The sequence below is a fragment of the Paenibacillus sp. 2TAB19 genome, from assembly GCF_052115185.1.
In the GTDB taxonomy this organism is placed as follows: Bacteria; Bacillota; Bacilli; order Paenibacillales; family Paenibacillaceae; genus Pristimantibacillus.
Genome location: NZ_JBFRGE010000039.1, coordinates 1 through 20528 on the forward strand (window position 1 = coordinate 1; position 20528 = coordinate 20528).

The 20528-nt window shown below is 50.1% G+C and carries 18 protein-coding genes; 8 read left to right on the top strand and 10 right to left on the bottom strand.

Going from position 1 to position 20528, the window contains the following annotated elements:
* A partial coding sequence (locus AB4Z33_RS17945; RefSeq protein ID WP_442051222.1) for an ABC transporter ATP-binding protein occupies positions 1–922 on the top strand: 922 nt, incomplete at its 5' end.
* Between the two features lie 115 nt (positions 923–1037).
* Here the strand turns inward: AB4Z33_RS17945 and AB4Z33_RS17950 are convergent.
* The 3 genes from AB4Z33_RS17950 to AB4Z33_RS17960 form a co-directional block, all read right to left on the bottom strand.
* Complete coding sequence (locus tag AB4Z33_RS17950; protein ID WP_442051258.1) at positions 1038–1760, bottom strand: amino acid ABC transporter ATP-binding protein; 723 nt, start codon at positions 1758–1760, stop codon at positions 1038–1040.
* A gap of 5 nt (positions 1761–1765) precedes the next feature.
* On the bottom strand, positions 1766–2419 hold the full coding sequence (locus AB4Z33_RS17955) for an amino acid ABC transporter permease (RefSeq protein WP_442051223.1): 654 nt from the start codon (positions 2417–2419) through the stop codon (positions 1766–1768).
* A gap of 78 nt (positions 2420–2497) precedes the next feature.
* Positions 2498–3283, bottom strand: a complete 786-nt coding sequence (locus AB4Z33_RS17960; RefSeq protein WP_442051224.1) for a basic amino acid ABC transporter substrate-binding protein — start codon at positions 3281–3283, stop codon at positions 2498–2500.
* Between the two features lie 503 nt (positions 3284–3786).
* Here AB4Z33_RS17960 and AB4Z33_RS17965 point away from each other — a divergent pair.
* Positions 3787–4581, top strand: coding sequence for a TetR/AcrR family transcriptional regulator (locus tag AB4Z33_RS17965; RefSeq protein ID WP_442051225.1), 795 nt, complete (start codon positions 3787–3789; stop codon positions 4579–4581).
* A gap of 61 nt (positions 4582–4642) precedes the next feature.
* Here AB4Z33_RS17965 and AB4Z33_RS17970 read toward each other — a convergent pair whose 3' ends face one another.
* The gene (locus AB4Z33_RS17970) at positions 4643–5431 is read right to left on the bottom strand and encodes an ABC transporter permease (RefSeq protein ID WP_442051226.1); all 789 of its coding nucleotides are present in this window, start codon (positions 5429–5431) and stop codon (positions 4643–4645) included.
* Positions 5428–6315, bottom strand: a complete 888-nt coding sequence (locus tag AB4Z33_RS17975; protein WP_442051227.1) for an ATP-binding cassette domain-containing protein — start codon at positions 6313–6315, stop codon at positions 5428–5430. Before AB4Z33_RS17975 ends, AB4Z33_RS17970 begins: the two co-directional genes overlap by 4 nt.
* Before the next feature lie 219 nt (positions 6316–6534).
* Here AB4Z33_RS17975 and AB4Z33_RS17980 point away from each other — a divergent pair, with 219 nt between their 5' ends.
* From AB4Z33_RS17980 to ilvB, 5 genes are all read left to right on the top strand, one after another.
* Positions 6535–8187 carry a hypothetical protein gene (locus AB4Z33_RS17980; RefSeq protein WP_442051228.1) on the top strand — a complete coding sequence of 551 codons (1653 nt, stop codon included), beginning with the start codon at positions 6535–6537 and terminating at the stop codon, positions 8185–8187.
* Positions 8184–10001 carry a hypothetical protein gene (locus tag AB4Z33_RS17985; protein WP_442051229.1) on the top strand — a complete coding sequence of 606 codons (1818 nt, stop codon included), beginning with the start codon at positions 8184–8186 and terminating at the stop codon, positions 9999–10001. Before AB4Z33_RS17980 ends, AB4Z33_RS17985 begins: the two co-directional genes overlap by 4 nt.
* A gap of 285 nt (positions 10002–10286) precedes the next feature.
* Entirely contained in the window at positions 10287–11210 is a 924-nt protein-coding gene (locus AB4Z33_RS17990) for an NADP-dependent oxidoreductase (RefSeq protein ID WP_442051230.1), read from the top strand.
* 131 nt (positions 11211–11341) lie between these two features.
* On the top strand, positions 11342–12187 hold the full coding sequence (locus tag AB4Z33_RS17995) for a hypothetical protein (RefSeq protein WP_442051231.1): 846 nt from the start codon (positions 11342–11344) through the stop codon (positions 12185–12187).
* Between the two features lie 1215 nt (positions 12188–13402).
* Positions 13403–15112: a biosynthetic-type acetolactate synthase large subunit gene (ilvB, locus tag AB4Z33_RS18000; protein ID WP_442051232.1), complete on the top strand. Its 1710-nt coding sequence runs from the start codon at positions 13403–13405 to the stop codon at positions 15110–15112.
* On the opposite strand, the gene AB4Z33_RS18005 is transcribed toward ilvB, so the two are convergent.
* Positions 15082–15531 (bottom strand): MerR family transcriptional regulator, encoded by a 450-nt coding sequence (locus AB4Z33_RS18005; protein ID WP_442051233.1) that lies wholly within the window; start codon positions 15529–15531, stop codon positions 15082–15084. The genes ilvB and AB4Z33_RS18005 overlap by 31 nt on opposite strands.
* A 103-nt stretch (positions 15532–15634) precedes the next feature.
* On the opposite strand from AB4Z33_RS18005, the gene AB4Z33_RS18010 reads away from it, so the two are divergent.
* Complete coding sequence (locus AB4Z33_RS18010; RefSeq protein WP_442051234.1) at positions 15635–16399, top strand: SDR family NAD(P)-dependent oxidoreductase; 765 nt, start codon at positions 15635–15637, stop codon at positions 16397–16399.
* Positions 16400–16469: 70 nt separating this feature from the next.
* Here the strand turns inward: AB4Z33_RS18010 and AB4Z33_RS18015 are convergent, their stop codons facing one another.
* The 4 genes from AB4Z33_RS18015 to AB4Z33_RS18030 all read right to left on the bottom strand — a co-directional run bounded on the left by AB4Z33_RS18015 (position 16470) and on the right by AB4Z33_RS18030 (position 20417).
* Complete coding sequence (locus AB4Z33_RS18015) at positions 16470–17441, bottom strand: glycoside hydrolase family 43 protein (RefSeq protein ID WP_442051235.1); 972 nt, start codon at positions 17439–17441, stop codon at positions 16470–16472.
* Between the two features lie 109 nt (positions 17442–17550).
* A complete protein-coding gene (locus AB4Z33_RS18020) occupies positions 17551–18462 on the bottom strand; it encodes an NAD(P)/FAD-dependent oxidoreductase (RefSeq protein ID WP_442051236.1) in 912 nt (303 codons plus the stop codon).
* Positions 18463–18588: 126 nt separating this feature from the next.
* Positions 18589–19122 (bottom strand): PadR family transcriptional regulator, encoded by a 534-nt coding sequence (locus tag AB4Z33_RS18025; protein ID WP_442051237.1) that lies wholly within the window; start codon positions 19120–19122, stop codon positions 18589–18591.
* Positions 19123–19232: 110 nt separating this feature from the next.
* Entirely contained in the window at positions 19233–20417 is a 1185-nt protein-coding gene (locus AB4Z33_RS18030) for an ABC transporter permease (RefSeq protein WP_442051238.1), read from the bottom strand.
* Positions 20418–20528 lie beyond the last annotated feature (111 nt).

Sequence of the window (20528 nt, forward strand, 5' to 3'; positions counted from 1 at the left end):
GTATGTGATGGAGGACCGTATGTCTTACGGCCAGTTCATCGCCTTTGTMATGCTGTCGAACATGTTCCTTCAGCCGATTAGACAAATCAATTCGTTCATTGAATCGTTCCCGAAAGGGATTGCCGGTTTTAAGCGATACTTAGAACTGCTCGAGACGGAGCCGGACATCGCCGATGCGCCGGATGCCGTAGCGGTGAGCAAAGTGAAGGGCGATATCGCATTCAAAGGCGTCAGCTTCGGCTATGAGGAGCGGCCGGACGTACTGAAAGGCATCGATCTGTCGGTGCGCGCCGGCGAGACGATCGCCTTGGTCGGTCCTTCGGGAGCCGGCAAGACGACGTTATGCAGTCTGCTGCCAAGGTTCTACGAGGTGACGGGCGGAGCAATTACGATTGACGGCATCGATATTCGAAAGATGACGCTGGAGTCTCTGCGCTCGCATATCGGCATTGTACAGCAGGATGTATTCCTGTTCGATGGTACGATTAGAGATAATATCGCGTACGGCAGATTGGGCGCATCCGAAGCGGAATTATGGGAAGCTGCCCGCCGTGCTCAGCTCGAGGAGCTGATCGCCTCCCAGCCAAGCGGGATGGATACGATTATCGGGGAGCGGGGGGTTAAGTTGTCCGGCGGGCAGAAGCAGCGTCTATCCATTGCCCGGATGTTCCTCAAAAATCCTTCCATTCTCATCTTGGACGAAGCGACCTCGGCGCTCGATACGGAGACGGAAGCGGCGATCCAGCTGGCGCTATCGGAATTATCGAACGGACGGACGACGCTTATTATCGCGCATCGTCTGGCAACGATCAAGAACGCCGACCGTATTGTCGTTATAGCCGACCAAGGCGTAGCAGAGCAAGGCAAGCACGAAGAGCTGCTTAGCGTCGGCGGTGCGTATAGCCGCTTGCATCGCGCATAAGGCTTAAGGTAGTATAAGCTCTAACAACGGTGCTGGAATCGSCAATATATAATAACAGGCTGCCTTAGTCTTAGTGACTATAAGGCAGCCTTTTTCATTTCAATCACTGGAGGAACTATAGAACCTTAGATAAGAAAGATTTTGTCCTGTCGTGCATGGGATTATCGAACAGCTGCTCTGGAGTTCCTTCCTCAATGACAACCCCTTGCTCCATGAAAAGAACGCGATCACCGATCTCGCGGGCGAAACCCATCTCATGCGTAACGACGACCATCGTCATTCCCTCGCTTGCAAGCTGCTTCATGACAGTCAGCACTTCGCCGACCATTTCCGGGTCAAGCGCGGAGGTTGGTTCGTCGAACAGCATAATGGACGGCTGCATAGCGAGCGCTCTTGCGATAGCCACTCGCTGCGCTTGTCCCCCTGACAAAGAGAAGGGACGAAACTCAGCCTTGTCCGTCAGGCCCACCTTCTTCAATAGCTCTAGCGCAATCGCACGCGCGGCTTCCTTCGATTGCTTGCGGACCTGGACCTGCGCAAGCATAATATTATCGATGACAGACATATGCGGGAACAAGTTGAATTGCTGGAACACCATGCCGATATTCGCCCGAATGGCAGGCATAGGAACGGTAGGATTGCTAAGCGATTGACCATCGATTCGAACATCGCCGCTTTGCGGCTTCTCCAGACCGTTCAAGCAGCGCAGCAGTGTTGACTTTCCCGAGCCGGAAGGTCCGATGATGACGACGACTTCCTTCGTATTTACATGAACGTTAACATCATGAAGCACCGGATTATTGCCGTACGCCATCGTTAATTTATTCACTTCGATAATCGGATTCAATCTTCCAGCCTCCTTTCTATCGATGCAAGCAGCTTGCTTAACGAATAGGTAAGGATGAGATAGATGAAAGCTGCTGCTAGATAGGGCTCCCATACGCGGATATATTGGCCGCGCATCGCATTGCTCCAGTACATAATTTCCGGCGCCGCGATTAACGCGACAAGCGAGGAATCCTTAATTAGCATAATGAACTCATTGCCGAAGGCGGGAATGGTTCGTTTGATCGCTTGGGGAAGGATGACGAAGCGCATGGCTTGTCGCTTCGTCATGCCAAGCGAATAGGCGGCTTCAGTCTGTCCTTTGTCGATCGACTGAATACCGGCTCTATAGATCTCTGCCGTATACGCGGCTGAATTAAGAGCTAGCGCGGCAACTGCCGAGACGATAGAGTTCGTATGCCCGATAAACAGAGGCACAAGTCCGAAGTGCACCATTAAGATTTGCACATAAAGAGGTGTGCCGCGGAAGAAGTGGATATAACCGCTCATCGGCCAGCTCAAATACCATTGGGAAGACAGTTTGCCAAGCACGACAGTTAGTCCAAGCAGGGAGCCGAGTAAAATAGAAAGAATCGAGATGCCTATCGTAAGCAATGCGCCTTTCAATAGAAGCGGAAGGTAATCGATGATAATATCGAAGCGGAAATCCAAGTGACGCCCTCCTTATGTAGGAACGTATTCATTTGCAGAAGAGGCATGCGCAACATTCCATTTACGCATGCCTCCCTATTATTTCGCATTCAGTACATTATCGATATTCGGCTCATCGCCAAACCACTTTTTATAAATTTCGGTATATGTCCCGTTCTCCAGCACGGTCTTGATGGCCGGGTCCAACTTCTCTTTCAGCTCGCTGCCCTTCGGATAAAGAATGCCGTAGAACTCGGGCGCGAACTGCTCGGGATCGAGAATGCCTTTGAATTTCTTGTCCGGGTTGTTCTTTAGATATTCGCGAACGATGGCGATGTCCGCTACAACGGCGTCAACGCCGCCGCTATCCAGTTCCAACAGGGCAACCGCATTGCTGTCGAACCGCTTCAGATTCGGATTATCGCCGCCCATGATGTCAACCATTAACGTTTCAGCTGTGGTGGACGATTGCACGGCTACTTTTTTGTCTTTCAGATCAAGAGCGCCTTGAATGGGACTGTCCTCTTTGACCATAATCATATTCGTGGATTCAAAGTAAGGGATGGAGTAATCGTACGATTGCTTACGCTCGTCTGTAATCGAAATGCTTGATATGCCTGCGGCATAATTGTCACCGCTCTGGACTTCCGTTAGCATAGGATCCCAGCCCGTATTGTCGAGCTTGTAATCAAGATCTGCTTCCTTCATGACCGCTTCAAGAAAATCAATGTCGAAACCGGTTATTTTGTCTTTGTCCATGTACTCCATTGGCGCATAAGCCGCATCCGTCGCGAACTTATAAGTCGTTCCGCCGCTGCCGGAGCTGCAGCCTGCCATAATTGACACCAAACATACAGCGAGTAAAGCTACCGTTCTTCTCCCCATAATCCACTCTCCCTAATGGTTTCATTTTCGCTCGCATACAGCTAATTCATGATATGCAGAGCGATAATCTATCATGATTTTAGCAGAAAATAATAGAGCTAGCTATGTCCATGTCAGATAATATTACATAAGGATGTATTCAAATAAGCTTGTTGAAACATCTCTGATTTCCTCAGCGCTAAGGTTCATCAAGCAGGCGAACCAAGTTCGGCTCCAAGCTCGAGCGGCGGTGACGATATTATTGGGAAGCTGGAGAGGCTGGCCAAATTAAGAGAGCAAAATTTGCTTAGCGAAGCAGAGTTTAACGAGCAAAAGAGACGGCTATTGGGATAATCGTAATAGMGCTTATTCATAACTATTTAAGTAAAAGAACGATCTCCAAAGTCGTGTAATAATGACTTTTAGAGATCGTTCTTTTTTGTTGAGTGAAACGCTGTGATATACTGTTTGTGATATAAACTGTTTATAGACATAACGTGACGGGTGCTGGGGGAGTACTGGGTATGAAAAAGGAAGACCAATGGGAAGACGAAAATAGTCCTATACATACATTGCCTCATGGCGTGAAGCTGAGCTGGGGTTATGTCAAGCGGCAGAAGAGAGGACCGAAGGGCGAGCTCAGCATAAAGCAGATCGTCGATACGGCGATTGAAATCGCGGATAAAGACGGTTTATTCGCTTTGTCGATGAACCGGGTGGCCCAATCACTCGGCTACTCTACGATGTCACTGTATCGATATATTACGGCCAAAGAAGATTTGCTTATTTTGATGCAGGAGGCCGTGAGCGATATTGAAATACCTGACGAAAAGGAGGGGGAGGATTGGCGCGAAAGCATGCGTCAATTCGTGCGCGAATTGATGCGCGTGTATCGGAAGCATTCGTGGTTTGTGGACAWTCCCATCATGGGAGCTCCTATGACGCCTAACCAATTGCGATTCGTCGATTGGATGCTGCGGGCGATGCGCGATTTTCCGCTGAGCGACGCCGAGAAAATATCAGTTATTTTGCTGATTAGCGGCTATGCGAGGTCGGCAGGCATTCTTCAGCGCGACATGGACAGGATGATTGGTGCAGGCTCAAGCGAGGAAGCATTCAGTGGTCTAGCCTTTACGTCTGCTCTTAAGCAGCTCGTAACACCTGATCAATTTCCATATTTATCGGGTGTTGTCGCTTCAGGCGTTTACACGGGGGAGAGTGGAGACGCAGGTCCGATTGACGATGACTTCGATTTTGGTCTTGAACGTATCCTTGATGGCATTGCGGCCTATCTCGCTCAACAAAATACTAATCGTTGAAAATATTAAGAAGGGCTGCACCGTCATCGGACGGTGCAGCCCTTTGTAATTAAAACGGGTTCTATCTGCGTGCTGCTTTGCGATGGAAAGTCCAAAAGCTCCAGCCGATGGCAATGAGCAGAATGAGCATGCTCCATCCGGCTGCGAGCCAGGCGCTGTTGTCGATTGGCGTGCCGGTGAGCAGTCCGCGAATCGTCTCTATGACGGGAGTTATCGGCTGATTGTCGGCAACTCCGCGCATCCACGTCGGCATCGTATCCGTAGGAACGAAAGCGCTGGAGATATAAGGGAGGAACAGCAATATGAAGCCGTATCCGCTAGCTGCGGACGGATTGCCGCTGGCAAGCCCGATTGCCGCGAATAGCCAAGTAAAGGCGATTATGAACAATGTGATCATACCTAGCGCGGCGAGCCAATCCATCGCGTCGGCTGTTGGGCGGAAGCCTACGAGATAAGCGACGGCAATGACGATGGCGGTTGCGATCAGGTTGCGTATAACGCTTGCCACAACATGGCCGGTTATGACACTAATACTYGGAATCGGCATCGTTCGGAATCGGTCTATAATGCCGTTCGTCATATCTTCGGCAACATTGACCGCAGTCGAAGATGAACCGAAGCCGGCGCATAACAGAATAATGCCGGGAACGACATAATTAACATAATTGCCTGTTGTATCGATTGCTCCTCCGAATACGTAAGTGAACAACAGCATGAGCATGACTGGGAGGATGACGGCCATAAGCATCGCTTCGACATTGCGGAGGCTTAGACGAACGCTTCGGCCGATRAATAYGGCATTCGTAGTGAGGAATGATGCGGATGGAACAGCCTTGTTAGACGTCGTCATAGCGTTACCGCCTCCAATTGCGTTGTCGTAAGGGCAAGGAATACGTCGTCCATGCTCGGCTTGCGCAGACTTAGCTTGGCATTTCCGGAAACCGCCAAGGAAGGATCATTGATCAACTGCCGCAGATGCTGAAGCGTGCCGTCGGTTGGGATACTCCGAATCAGCTCATCGTTCTCGTCGCGCAGCTCGAGCACTTCCGTACCGACGCGCGACTTCAATTGTCCTGGAGTCCCCGTTGCGACGATGCGGCCGCCGGATATGACGGCAACGGTATCTGCCAGCTGATCGGCTTCCTCCAAGTATTGCGTGGTAAGAAAGATCGTAACGCCGCGTTGCTTCAGCGAAAGAATAATAGTCCATAAGGCGCGGCGGCTGGTTGTATCGAGCCCTGTAGTAGGCTCGTCGAGAAACAGGATAGGACGATCGACGACGAGGCTGGTGGCAAGATCAAGCCGCCGCCTCATGCCGCCGGAATAGGACTTGACGCGCTTGCCTGCTGCCGCAGTCAAATCGAAGCTTGCGAGCAGCTCGGCCGCCCTTGCACGGGACTGTGAAGGCGAAAGCCCGGAGAGCCTTCCGATCATGCGTAAATTCTCTTCGCCGGTAAGCATTTCATCGACGGCTGCGAATTRGCCCGTCAGACTAATAGCGCTCTTGACCGCATGTTTGGCATTTGCTACATCGCTGCCGAACACGCGGGCAACGCCTTCATCTGCTGCGACAAGCGTCGTTAAGATATGAATGAGCGTCGTTTTGCCGGCTCCATTCGGGCCAAGTAAGGCAAAGATCGTTCCGGCTGATACGGCAAGCTCGATACCGTCTAGTACGACCTGCTTGCCGTAGGTTTTGCGCAGTCCTGTTACTTGAACGGCTAATTCACGCATAGAAACACTCCCTTTACCTTTTTAATTGCGTATTGTATAAACAGTATAGTGTGTAAGCAGTAATGATGCAATACATTACTTTATGCGGCTGTTGGGAAATTATAGCCGCCAACTCAAAAATAATAAGGTATAATAGTGACCAAGATGGGGGCGGCATAACCGTCTCCGTTTTGCTGTGTGATGAACGCCGTACATTTTATAATAAAGGGAGCATGAACGATGGCTAACGAACAGAGCAGGCAAAGAGAGATCGTCTGCCAATTGGCGAGCCGCGCATGGAATGAGCCGCTACTGGGCAGCGGGCTTTGGCGGCATGACGATATTCGCAACAACATGTATGATGCGTCTTACTTGGCGGCTGCCTCGTCCGATTCCGTATGCAGCGATAAGCTGGGAATCGACCGTCAGGAGGCGATGGCCAAAGCGGTCAGCGTTCTCGGGCGCGTTCTAGAGCTTCAGGACAAAAACAGAGCAAGCGATACATTCGGTCATTGGCCTCTTGGTCTCGGCGATAAGCCTGACGAGGCACAGCCTAATCTGCTTCCGGCTGAGCTGATGGGTGTATTGATCGTTTACTTCCAGCAGCAATACGGGGCGCAGCTTCCCGAGTCTCTCCATCAATCGCTGAATGAAGCGATTGAAGCGTTGTACCAAAGTACTTACTATCGTGTATCGCTAAAGGCATTTAATCATCATGAAGCGAAGTATACGGCGACGAAGCTTATTTTCGGATATCGCTTCAAGGATGAAGAGCTGTTGGAAAGAGGCAGGCTGGATTTGCAGCAAACTTTGGACCGCGTGAGGGCGCTAGGTTTACCGGAATACGGCGCACTACCTTGGTTCTGGCATTGGATTCAGGCGTTCACCTGCGCTTATGAAATCGTAGCCGTTCACGACATTCGCGAGGATCTGGCCTCGCTGTTGAATGAGCTATGGAATTACCGGGCGACCTACTATTTGAAGGGGGCTTGGACAGGCGGACGGATGCGCAGCTTAGGGCATGATTTGCCGAGAGACGGCAATGTCGCATTCGATTATGTTCAGTTCGGCGACTTTTCGTTGCCGCAAGCGCTGACGCGAGTCGAATATGCGGGACTACTGTTCTACCCTGCGCCAGAGAGTGCCATACGCACAGCGATGAACAGAGATCTGCCGCAAATCATCGAGCGAGTCATTACGCCCGCTGGTGAAGAGGTGAAGCGACCGCTGCATAGCTACTTGTATGTGGATAAAGGATTCGCCGCAGGCGGTATTTGGGAACGCGTCAAGGAATATGACAATGAGCAGCATCGCTGGGGCATTGATTTTCCATTACGCCAAGACTGTGGCGTGAATCGGCTGTACATCATGCAACCTGGAGAAGGATACAGCGATGGCGATCCGCGCCATGCGGGAGAGTCGGGACAATTATTGTTCCATCGCAACGTGATCATTGCTTTATATCCTCTCGCAGATGGCGAGGATGGAAGGCTGGTTGGCGTTCTTCCGAAGGGAGAATGGATGCGCGTAGACCATTCGCTCTTTGGACGCATAGATGATGTATTCGTAGCACTGTATTTACACGATGACTTCACGCTTACAGAAGAGGTTGACCGAATCAAGCTAACAAGCCGAAGAATTGCTGCAGGCGGCGTAGTCGTAGAAGCGTTAAGCGCTGATACAGCAGTACGCAAACAGCTTAACAGCTTGAAGGACTTTATGTCGGAAATGGTCAACCATATTCCGTTATGGTCAGTTAGTCTACATGAGTCGCTGCGAGTAGAATATGAGAACTTAGATGGAGAAATGTTGGCTTTGACTCTTCACGAGGAGCCGCAACGAACCCGTCGTAGCATGAATGATTCAGTAGAGAGCGAAGGTGATGTAAATTGACAAGTTCGGTTGGAACGAGAGAGACTTTGATCGGCTGTTTCGAGGAGCGGCGCTTAGCGGGAGCAGCCTTGTACACGAAGGACGGAAACGCTGTGGATTGGAAGAAGATGGCGAATGATTCTCTCTATGCCGACATGATCAAGGAAATAAAGGATGAGGGAGAACGGCTGCTTACAGAACCGATACCGGAACTGACACAAGAGTTGTATGCGCTGTTCGAAATGACGGGCAACCGACTGTCCTATGAAGGTCTTTACTTCAATCGGAGACGGAGACTAACGACATTTGCGCTGCTGTCTCTTCTRTATCCGGATAATGCTGCGTATAAAAGCGCGCTTGAGCGAATCGTGGAAGCGATTATGACTGAACCTACCTGGTGTCTGCCCGCGCATATGAAGGGTCACATCATCGGGAGAAATATCGATCTGTTCGCCGCGGAGACAGGCTTTGCGTTTTGCGAGATTTTATCGATGGCAGGCGACTTATTGCCGCGGTCTCTGCGGGATGAAATGTTGGAGCTAGTGGATCAACGATTGTTCATCCCTTACTTAGGTTACGGGCCGTATCAATGGGAGACGGCGGATCATAACTGGGCGGCTGTATGCGCAGGATCGATTGCCTCAGCCGCATTGCTTGTCGAACGCGATAATGAGCGGCTCGCTCAAATAATTGTGAAAGCGCTAGACACGATGGAGCATTATTTGTCCGGCTTCGGCTCGGACGGGGCTTGCCTGGAAGGTCCGGGTTACTGGAATTACGGCTTCGGCTATTATATTTATTTCGCTGACCTGCTTTATAACGCAACAGGTGGCAGGGCTAGCTTGCTTGATAAGGCGAAGGTCAGAGAGATTGCGATGTTCCAGCAACGCTGCTATTTAACCGGTAATAGGCCTGCCAATTTTTCTGATGCGATGCCGACTGTAAGCGTTCACATCGGGTTATCCGATTATTTGGCCGTTTCTTTTGATGAAGCGGAGCATCCGCCGCTCTCCATCCGTGCAGGTTTTACCGAGGATCATTGCATGCGTTATGCGCCTGCCTTGCGGAATTTGATCTGGTATCGTCCAGAGGCGGTCAGACAAGCCGATTGGAGTCCGGCGAGCTGGTACTTGCAAGACGCCGAGTGGCTTATATCGCGTTGCCGATCAAGCGAAGGCAGCTTCGGCTTCGCGGCTAAGGGCGGCAACAATAACGAGCCGCATAACCATAACGACGTCGGCCATTTTATTTTGCTGGCGGATGACGATCCGGCATTTGCTGCCGATCTAGGCGCCGGGGAATACACGGCACAATATTTTGGTTCTGATAGATACAGCTATGACTGTACTGGCGCGCAAGGGCATTCGCTTCCTGTTGTGGGTGGTCAACTGCAGCAGACGGGAGCCGGCAGTAAGGCCTCCGTGCTTGAGGCGCATACGAGCGCGGAGGAAGATCGGTTGGAGCTTGAACTAGCTAGCTGCTATTCGGATGTTGCCGAACTCTCCTCGTTCAAGCGTCGGTTCATCTGGCGCAAGCTTACGCGGCCGGTTCTCGAGTTGACGGATTCATTTCGATTCACAGACAAAGCGCAGTCCATCGTGGAGACCGTCATTACACGCTGCAAGCCGTCGTTGCTCGAAGACGGGCGCATACGTCTTCAAGGGAAACGACATGACGTAGCCTTCGAGTTCGAAGCTGGACGTTATGACGTAACGATCGATGAAATAAGCTTTTCCAATCATTTTGGCCAAGTAGAAAGCTATTACCGCATTCATCTGACCGTGAAGGACGTAGGTTCGAGCGAGCCTGTCTATAAATTGCAATTCAAATTTTGATAGATGGATGGGTGAGATAAATTCAAGAGTGACGGATGATTGAGATGACATCGACTGCAGTAGAGTGAACTTGCAGAGTGCGAGCAACGACTGGACGATGTGCTGAACGGTTAGCGAATATGATTAAAAGAAATCTTCCGGTCTACGGCGGCAACAATCAGTTGCGCTGGAGATCGGATTTTTTTGCGGATAAGTATGGAAGTTAGAGTAYGGCAAGTACCCTTTGGTAACACATCACCTTCCATAAAGTTTGAACCGATTTGACCGAATGACTTTTAAATGTCGATGCAAATCATGAAGGCAATAACCTATAGTGCGTTCGGTGGACCTGAGGTGTTGAAGCTGGAGCAGCTATCACGTCCGGCGGCCATTACGGGGGAAGTGGTGGTTCGTATCCTCGCAGCAGGCGTATTGCCTGTCGATTGGAAAATTCGCAAAGGATTGTTCCCGATGCCAGTGAAGTTCCCGGCGATTCCCGGAACAGCCTTCTCGGGTATTATTGAGGAGGTCGGACCAGGCGTTGCCGGGTTCAAACGAGGACAGGCGGTGTTCGGCCGAAGTACAGCAGGCACGTATGCGGAATTTACGGCTGTATCAGCAGAGTCCATTGCAATGAAACCGAAGTCTATTAGCTTCGAGGAGGCTGCCTCCATATCGGGCGGAGCAACAACGGCTTGGCGAGCGATCATGGGCGGTCAAGTGAAGAAGGGTGACCGTGTACTCATCCATGGAGCTGCTGGAGGTGTAGGCCTCTTCGCCGTTCAGTTCGCTAAGCTAAGAGGAGCATATGTGATCGGTACTGCAGGATCTGACAACATCGCGTTTATTCAATCACTTGGCGTTGATCAGCCGATCGATTATAGAGCCGTCATGTTCGAGCAAGAGGCGAAGGACATCGATTTTGTCCTGGATACGATTGGCGGAGAGACACTTGAGCGTTCATGGTCGATTGTAAAAAAAGGCGGCCGGCTCATGACCATTACAGGGCAGCCGCCTCTGGAGCGTGGAAAGGCGCTGGGCATTGAAGTGATTCCTTCCTCGTTGGCATCCAGCCGTGATCTCGAGGAGATCGCCGAGCTGCTCGGAAGTCAACAGGTGAAAGCGTTCGTGCAAAGCGTGCACCCTCTCGCTGAAGCGCGCGAAGCCCATATCCGAAGCGAAGCAGGGCATGGCCGCGGCAKAATTGTGCTACATGTTGCGGAAGAGTAAGAATAATCAATGACCGCCGTTATCGTCCTGCTCGATCGAGCAACTGTTGGCGTTTCCTGCAACAATTATCCATTTTCCAGCGTTTTACTATAGGAAGCGTCAGTAACGACTCAGTGAGAGGATGTAAGGCAATGTTGAAGCAAGCGAAGGTGCGTATTCGAATGACAGGTTTGCTAATCATTGCTGGCCTGCTGCTGCTTGCATCATGCTCTGCAACGAAGAATGAGCAACCTGTAAAAGATTCGGGCTCAGCGGATTCGGGATACGTAGCCTCGGAAGCGCCGCCAACCGCAGCGACGGTCAGCAACGAGCCGGATTTTAAGCCAGAGCAATTAGCATTCATTCAAGGTAAAGACATCTATTTGTATAGTCAAGAGTCAGAAGGCGTAACGCTGCAAGTTGGTGACAAGGAGCAGTCGTTTGATTGGATTTATGCGACGCCAAGAGATATTCCCCCGCATATGAAGGCATTGGATTACGATGGAGATGGGGGAGACGAACTTGCAGTGGACTTGTATATGGGTTCCGGAACAGGCGTTTCTGTTGAGCAGCTGCACGTGATAGAACTGAATGATACAGGGCTAGAAAACGGACATTTCTTCAAAGACTATGTCTATATTCCAGACGTATACTTAGGGCAGCTTCATGATGCGGTTGCTTTCAGTTTGTCGAATGACGATGATGCGTTAAGCGGCCAAATCACGATAGGAGATCATTTGTACACCGTTAACTTAGAGCCCTATAAAGCGTCGGATTTAGGACCGATTAATGAGGGTTTGGTGTTCGGAAGCATTGTCCGTTTCACCTTAGAGGACAAGGTCATCAAGGCGGAATTCGGAGCTGGCATTACTGCCGGATCAGCGGTTTCTCCCCAATATATTGGCGTAATTCAAGGAGAAGTTCTGTACTCGGATGGACAATTTCAACTCACGAATATACAATTTGCAGAAACAGAAAGTATCCAAATTGAGCATTGAAATTCACCGATCGTTATGATATGATGATGAAAATTTTTGATAACGGCGTTGATGAGAAGGAATACAATGCGCTTCATGTCCAGAGAGCAAGGGGATTGCTGCAACCTTTGCCTTAAGCCTTGTATATCGTCGTCTCTGAGCTATTCGAAGGAAAGCAGAGTGCATCTTCTTCAGATGCATATGGATTGCGAGTAGAATCGAACGGATTGGCACTCGTTACTGTGCTGCAGGCAAACTATTTTGCCTCATGAGACCGAAATGACAACATTTTGGTGAATCAGGGTGGTACCGCGAAAAGTTAACCCCTTTCGTCCCTTTRGCTTAGCAGCATATGCTGCCGCCATTGGATGGAAGGGGTTTTGTTATTGCTATCTAAACGATATAAAAAGCGATGAAGAGAAGAAGTACAAAGGCTTTATGCCCAGAGAGCAAGGGGAAAGCTGCAACCTTTGCCTTAAGGTCCTGTACAAAGTCGTCTCGGAGCTGTTGAAGGAAACCGCGCCTGTCGTTACTTTACTCCACCGCGAGGGCTAGCGAGTAGTAGAATCAACCGGATTGGCACACGATACCGTGCTGCAGACAAGTCGTATGTCTTGTCTCATGAGGCTGGAATGGCAACATTTCGGCAAATCAGGGTGGTACCGCGAAATGATAACCTCTTTCGTCCCTTGGCTTCGCAGCTGTATGCTGTCGCCAACGGATGAGAGAGGTTTTTTAACGTATAGGAAAGCATTTTCTCATACTTTCTCTATACGTTTCGACGAAACGCTGGAGTCTATAGAATGGACGCCATCAGGCGTATCTTCTTATTTGAGTAAGTTTAACCGATAGAAATAAGCGATGAAGAGAAGCGTTTACGAATGCGTTATGTACAGAGAGCAAAGGAAACGGTGCAACCTTTGCCATAAGGCGCGTGAATGGTCGTCTCGGAGCTGTTGAAGGAAAGCCAAGACGGGCAGAAGCAATATGTTGTTCGTCCATATGGCGAGTAGACTTAACCGGATTGGCACACGTTAACGTGCTGCAGACAGATCGAATGATCTTGTCTCATGAGGCCGAAATCGTAATCGCTACAATAACATTTCGGTGAATCAGGGTGGTACCACGAGAAGCTAACCCCTTTCGTCCCTTTGGCTGGCAGCGCATGCATGCTGTCGCCATGGGAGGAAAGGGGTTTTTGATTTGCATAAATACTAAACCAATGGAGGGATTGGAATGAACAAAGGAACAACGGATTATATTAGCGGATCGGAAGCGCTTTTGCGTTGCCTACAGGCAGAGGGAGTGGATTGCGTATTCGGCTATCCGGGAGGCAGTGCGCTCTATATTTACGATGCAATGGTAGGCAATCCGGACTTTAAGCATATTTTGACTCGGCATGAACAAGGGGCGGTTCACGCAGCCGACGGTTATGCGCGCTCGACGGGCAAGGTTGGCGTATGTCTCGCGACTTCCGGTCCAGGTGCAACGAACCTCGTTACAGGCATTGCCACGGCACATATGGATTCCGTGCCGCTTGTTATTATTACGGCAAATGTGTTCCAGTCGTTGAAGGGCTCGGATGCGTTCCAAGAAGCGGATATTATATCAATCACGATGCCGATTACGAAGCATAGCTATTATGTCAGCGATGCCGAGGAGCTTCCGCGTATCGTTCATGAAGCGTTCTTTCTTGCGAATAGCGGTAGGAAAGGCCCAGTCCTCATCGATATACCGAAGGACGTATCGAATCAGAAGCTGCATTACAAGCCGCACAAGCACAAGGGGCTCGATATCCGGGGGTATAAAGCTTCTCCGTTACTAGATCTTACGCAAGTAGATGAACTGCTTGAAGCGATTGCCGTGGCGGAACGCCCGGTTATTATTGCGGGGGGCGGTGTCGTCTATGCAGGCGCAGCAGATGAGCTGCTAGCTTTCGCTGAGTTGACAAGTATGCCTGTAGCGACGACGCTGCTTGGTCTAGGCGCATTCCCAAGCGCGCATGAGCTATGGCTTGGCATGCCTGGCCATCATGGCACGTATACAGCCAATATGGCGATTCAACAGGCTGATCTCGTTCTGTCCATCGGCTCGAGGTTCGACGATCGGGTCACGATGAAGGTAGACGGCTTCGCACCGCAAGCGAAAGTAATTGCCCATATCGATATCGATCCGGCGGAGATCGGCAAAATCGTCAAGACGGATATTGCTTGTGTCGGAGATATTAAAGAAGTGCTGACTCACGCGAATAGGAGCGCTCGCAGTGCCAGGTCGGCGCAATGGATCGAAGAGCTTAAGCTCAGCAGTCTGAAGCATCCGTTGCGCTATGCCGATTCAGACAAAGTACTGAAGCCGCAATTCGTCATGGAGCTGATTAGCGAAACGACAGGCGGCGAAGCAATCATTACGACTGATGTCGGCCAACATCAAATGTGGGCAGCGCAGTTCTATAAGTTCAAATATCCGCGCTCGCTCGTAACTTCGGGAGGTTTCGGCACGATGGGCTTCGGATTCCCGTCGGCTATCGGAGCTCAGATCGGCAATCCGCACCGGCTTGTCGTTTCCATTAATGGCGATGGTGGCATGCAAATGTGCGCACAGGAGCTGGCGATATGTGTGATTCATCAAATTCCGGTTAAGATCGTCGTCATCAACAACCAGGTGCTCGGCATGGTTAAGCAGCAGCAAGAGCTCATGTACGACAAACGGTTCAGTCAGATCGACCTTGCCGGCAGTCCAGACTTCGTTATGCTTGCCGATGCTTATGGGGTTAAAGGTCTCAGAGCTAGCACGAAAGCGGAAGCTTTGCGCATATGGGAAGAGGCACTGGCAACACCTGGTCCAGTATTGCTGGAGTTTGTTATCCCGTCGGACGAGAATGTGTACCCGATGGTGCTAGGGGGGACAACGCTCGATCAGATGCTGCTTGGAAGCTTCGACTCGTAATCGCTGCCCTCAGCTTCCGCGATGCCGAAATGTTGATCGAGTTTCTCGGCAATTCCCGGCTGCTCGTAGAACGCGATTTTGTTATCAATAAGCTTCAGGTGATTAGCCAAATCGTCAATCTGCTTCAGCACGGCTTGCCGATGCAAAGTCAGCATTTCCTTTCGTGGATGAATCGATCTGCCGCCTTCTTTGACCCATTCCATATATTGCTTGATTTCCTTGATCGGCATACCTGTATCTTTCAAGCAGCAGATGAGCGCAACCCAGTCCAGATCGTTGTCGGTGAATGATCGGTTGCCCGATGAATTGCGGGAGATAAAGGGGAGAAGCCCCTCTTTGTCATAATATCGGAGCGTATGCGCGGACAGTCCAAACTTCGCGGCAACCTCATTAATCGTGTATGGCATATTTATTTTCATCCTCTCGCTTGACTTCGAGTTAACTCTAAGTGATAGCCTTACTTTAGACCGAAATGCTTCTATAAGCAAGCGGTTAATAAAAAAGGTTAGAGGAGAATGCAGAATGGGCAATACGACCAAAATCGCACTAGTAACCGGCGGCAGCCGCGGCTTAGGCAGAAACTCGGCCATTGCGCTGTCCAAGAAAGGCATCGATGTCATTGTGACTTACAATAAAGAGCAGGAGCTCGCCGATTCCGCCGTTCAAGAAATTGAAAGCAATGGAGCAAAGGGTTATGCGATGAAGCTTGATGCAGGAGATGTGTCATCTTTCGAAGCATTCAGGTCGCAGCTGCAAGCTGTGCTTAAGGAACAATGGAATCGGGATCATATCGATTTTCTAGTCAACAACGCGGGTTTCGGTATAAATGCTCCGATTGCCGATACGACCGTCGAGCAGTTCGACAGCCTGATGAACGTTCACTTTAAAGGGGTATTTTTCCTTACGCAGACGCTGCTGCCGGTTATGAACGATCATGGCGGTATCGTTAATATTTCTACGGGACTGACGCGCTTCTCCATGAAGGGCAGTGCAGCTTATGCGGCAATGAAAGGCGCAATCGAAGTGCTTACGAAGTATATGGCGCAGGAGCTGGGCGAGCGCGGCATCCGCGTTAACGTCGTTGCGCCAGGTGCGATTGCTACCGATTTTGGCGGTGGACGCATTAAGTCGAACCAAAATCTAAGGGACCACATCGGATCGATTACGGCACTCGGACGAGCGGGCGAAGCCGACGATATTGGCGGCGTTGTCGCGGCACTATGCACGCCGGAGCTCGCTTGGGTTAACGCTCAACGTATCGAAGCATCCGGAGGTATGCTGTTGTAAGTTTGCTGCAATAACTAAGAAGAACGCAAGGCCGAGGCTTCTAAAGCCCTCTGCCTTGCGTTCTTTTGGATTAGGATTCGTAAGGAATCGTCTGAATAGTGCCGTCCTCATTGTAATGCAGCTCTGTAAATTTAACGCTCCGCTTGTTGTCTGCACCGCCCGACAGCGAGCTGTCATGATAGAATAAGTACCACTTCTCGTTGAACTGCACGATCGAGTGATGCGTCGTCCAGCCTAAGACCGGTGTAAGAATCGTACCTTGGTATACATAAGGTCCTTGGGGATCCTTGCTGATCGCGTAGACGATCTTATGCGTCGTTCCCGTGGAGTAGGACAAGTAATAGTATCCGTTATACTTATGTACCCATGGGCCTTCGAAGTATCTGCGGTCTTCGTCGCCTGCCGGTATCGGATTGCCATCCTCGTCTACGATCGAGATTTGCTTCGGCTCGCTCTTGAACGTTAGCAAATCATCGCTAAGCTCAGCTACGATTGGACCGAGCGCCGGTTCAGACGCTGCCGGGCCTTCCGCATCTTCTACAAAAGAACCAGTTTGCCATTTCTCAAGCTGACCGCCCCATAATCCGCCGAAATAAATATATGCCTTATCGTCTTCGTCGATGAAGACGGCTGGGTCGATGCTGAAGCTGCCTGGAATGTAGTCCGGCTGCGCCGTGAAAGGTCCCGCAGGCGATGTGCTTGTTGCTACGCCTAGTCGGAAAATATCGTCATGATCTCTAGCCGGGAAAAATAAATAGTACGTATTGTTGCGATAAGCTGCGTCAGGTGCCCACATTTGCTTTTTGGCCCAAGGAACATCCTTAACGTGAAGCGCTTCGCCATGGTCAACACACTCGGAATTAACGTCATCCATCGATAGAACATGGTAATCTTCCATATCGTATTGGTCGCCGTTATCGTTGGACGTCATCTCGTGATCGAGATCGTGGGAAGGATAAATATAAAGCTTGCCATCGAATACATGGGCAGAAGGGTCAGCGGTATAGATATGGGTTACTAAAGGCTTGTTCGGTGTAGTCATCGTATCCTCCTAGTGAGTTCCTATGTTCGCGAAACCGTTTTCCTCCTTATTCTATCAAATAACGCTGCCCATTAAACCCTAACAATGTTTTGTTTTTAGCCCAAAATATTTAGATTTTATCCCAAGCTTCCGTGATTAGCTCGCCGTTAAGGACAGCTGCAGCTAGCGACCCCATAGATGCGGCGGCAATCGCTTGATACATCTCTGTTGCGGCGTCTCCGGCGCTGTAGACACCGGCAACGTTCGTCTTGCCGAAGTTGTCGATGACGACGGTTCCGGAATCGGTCATGTTGCAACCAAGCCTTGCAGGCAGATCGGAGCCGGCAGCGAGCTTTGKAGCGAAGAAAATGCCCGTGCAGATAATAACGCTCCCGTCTTCCAGCCGTATTTGGTTTACGATGCCGTCGTTTGACTCAATTTGCTGAATCGGCGAAGAATAAACGGCAACATTATGCCGGTTCAGCTCCTCGCGCTGCTCCTCGGACAGCTCGTCGGGCCCATTCGAGCATATAACCGTTTGATTCGTCCAACCGGTGAGCATCTTCGCGAGATGATGCGCTCCTTGCCCCTTCGCAATAATGGCGAGCGGCTGATCGCTCAGTTCCCAGCCGTCGCAATAAGGACAGACGAAAGCGCTCTTGCCATATACTTCTCGCAATCCATTGATCTCTACCGGCAGATCTCGTTTGCCAACGGCGAAGAGCAGCTTCTTGACATAGTATACCGTCCCTTGAGACGTCGTAATCATGAATCTGCCATCCGAACCGGATACGGCTGTCGCTGCTTCGTCGACGAAACGAACGCTAGGATAGGCGCTTATCTCCTCGCGCGCTACCTTCCTGAAGTCGGCGGGCTTAATGCCGTCGCGAGTGAGGTAACCATGAGTTGCATGTGTAACCCGATTGCGAGCCCGTCCCTCATCGATCAAGACAACGGTTTTTCTTGCTCTGCCTAGCACAAGCGCTGCGCTCAAACCGGCTGGACCGCCGCCGATAATACCAACATCCATCAATTGTTCCATTATAATCTCCCTCTCGGATCTTGAATTATAGACTCTATATATCCATTATAGATGTTATTTGTCCATAATTCAATATACATTATCCAATTAAAAGAAGAGGCTGCCCATGCGGGCAGCCTCCGTTCTTTATTCGCCCCTAACATAGGCAAGCAGCTTCTGCAGCCATGTTAGGTTGTTTTGGAGCATTTGATAGGCATGCTCAGAGATAAGCTTGACCGGCACAAGCTTATTCTCCGGAATGTCGTGAAGAAGCTCGGGATCGCTATTTTCGATGAGTTCTATTCGTTTGGCCATACGATTGATCGATTCCTCAATGAGATAAGCCAGCTTGTGCTTATCGACTTTATCGAGAAATAGGAGCGAGGAGTAAAGCGTTGTTATGTTCGTGACGTTCTGGAAGACGGCATAGATGTCATCCTCCAGCGCCTTACGTCCTTTATCCGTTATGCCGTAAGTCGTTTTCTCGGGACGATTATCCGATTGAACGACTTTAATTTTTTTGATTAAGCCTTTTTTGGCAAGTACCTCAAAATGATAATACAGCGTTCCATCATTAATGGATATGGCGCTGTCCAATGACTTGAGCAYCTGCTTCTTCAGATCGTAGGGATGGCGCTCACCCTCGCTTAACGTTCCCAATATGAAAATTTGAAGTGTCATTATGGCCTCCTTAGCAACGGCAGTCAAAAGGGCTGGCAGGACTATGAAATCGTCTGCCGGCCCTTAAATTCTATAATAGCACATTAGAAAGCGTAATAATTACGCAAACTTTACATCATGATTGGCTGTGTCGCAGGCGGTTGCTGGGTGCCGCTTAGCTCTGAAGCTTCTTGAACAGCCTCCGATTTGCCGCCTTTGATAGCATGAATAACGGTGTTGATAACAAGCGCGCCGACTGCGACAAGAGCAAGTCCGAGCACATAATAGCCTGTTCGGCCTCCGCCGAATAAGTTGTTGTAGATCAATTGAACGTTGTAGAACATTGGCGTAATGTGGCTAACGGCTTTGAAGAAACCTGGCATCATATCTTGCGGCATCACAGCGCCGTTACTGACCGTTTGGCTAAGCAGGATCGGCAGGTTCACCAGCATACCGGCCTGGCCGAGCAAGATGCAGAAGATGCTTGTGAATTCGATAGCTGCGAACATTTCCAGCGACTGAGTAAGCCACATATGAACAAACGTTTCGAAGCCGTAGCCTTGAACGGCAAAATAAATCGATATTCCAATGAGCGGAAGGATAAGCGACAGCAATACGTTAACGCCCTGCAACGACAGGAACGCCTTCCACTTCCCGAGCTTAGACTTCAGCTCATTCAAGGCGCCAATGCTCATCATGGAGTAGATCATGGCAGCGGCATAGATAGACATCGTTAGAAACATCGGCGCCATCTGATTGTGCATCCCGGCAGGCGGTTGGTTCGTCATAACGATACTAGCCGCAAACTTGTTCTGAATCGCTTCTGTCATTTGCTTTGACTGCTCCTCAGGGACGTTCAGCGATTGCAGCGCACCTTGCGTCGACTGAGCGAGCAGTTGCGAGCTCATTTGATTAGAAATTTGATCGGCTACGCTCTGGACGGTGCTAACGACAGACGCCGGATTGGATTGATTAATGAAAAACGCAAGCTTTGCTTGCTCGCCCTGCTCTGACAGCTTCTGCGAGAAATCGGCCGGGATATGAATAAGCAGATGGGAGCTGCGGTCATCAAGTTGTTGCTTAGCATGATCCAACGAGTCATCCATTATGACTTTAAGCGGCAACTGTTCTTGCATTTGCTTTACGAACTCGTCACCGTATTGCGCATCCTCATTCACGATGGAAACGGTAAGCTGGTCTACATTTTTGGGAATGGCGCTGTAACCCGACATAAAAATAACGATCATTACGACTTGATAAAAAACCATCATGAATATGCCTGATGCAATCCCTTTGTGCTTCAAAAAACTTTTCATGGCTCCACTCTCCGCTCTTTATCCATACTTTATATAATGTACTCTAATTAGAGTACTCTGTCTGTAGTTTGTTGTCAAGTTCAAAGGCAATGGACCAAGCATGTAGTGCTT

Excerpts from the sequence above, each read along its gene's own strand:
- AB4Z33_RS17960 (WP_442051224.1), bottom strand. The coding sequence starts at position 3,283 with ATGGGGAGAAGAACGGTAGCTTTACTCGCTGTATGTTTGGTGTCAATT.
- AB4Z33_RS17980 (WP_442051228.1), top strand. The coding sequence starts at position 6,535 with ATGGCTAACGAACAGAGCAGGCAAAGAGAGATCGTCTGCCAATTGGCG.
- AB4Z33_RS17995 (WP_442051231.1), top strand. The coding sequence starts at position 11,342 with ATGTTGAAGCAAGCGAAGGTGCGTATTCGAATGACAGGTTTGCTAATC.
- ilvB (WP_442051232.1), top strand. The coding sequence starts at position 13,403 with ATGAACAAAGGAACAACGGATTATATTAGCGGATCGGAAGCGCTTTTG.
- AB4Z33_RS18005 (WP_442051233.1), bottom strand. The coding sequence starts at position 15,531 with ATGAAAATAAATATGCCATACACGATTAATGAGGTTGCCGCGAAGTTT.
- AB4Z33_RS18010 (WP_442051234.1), top strand. The coding sequence starts at position 15,635 with ATGGGCAATACGACCAAAATCGCACTAGTAACCGGCGGCAGCCGCGGC.
- AB4Z33_RS18015 (WP_442051235.1), bottom strand. The coding sequence starts at position 17,441 with ATGACTACACCGAACAAGCCTTTAGTAACCCATATCTATACCGCTGAC.
- AB4Z33_RS18030 (WP_442051238.1), bottom strand. The coding sequence starts at position 20,417 with ATGAAAAGTTTTTTGAAGCACAAAGGGATTGCATCAGGCATATTCATG.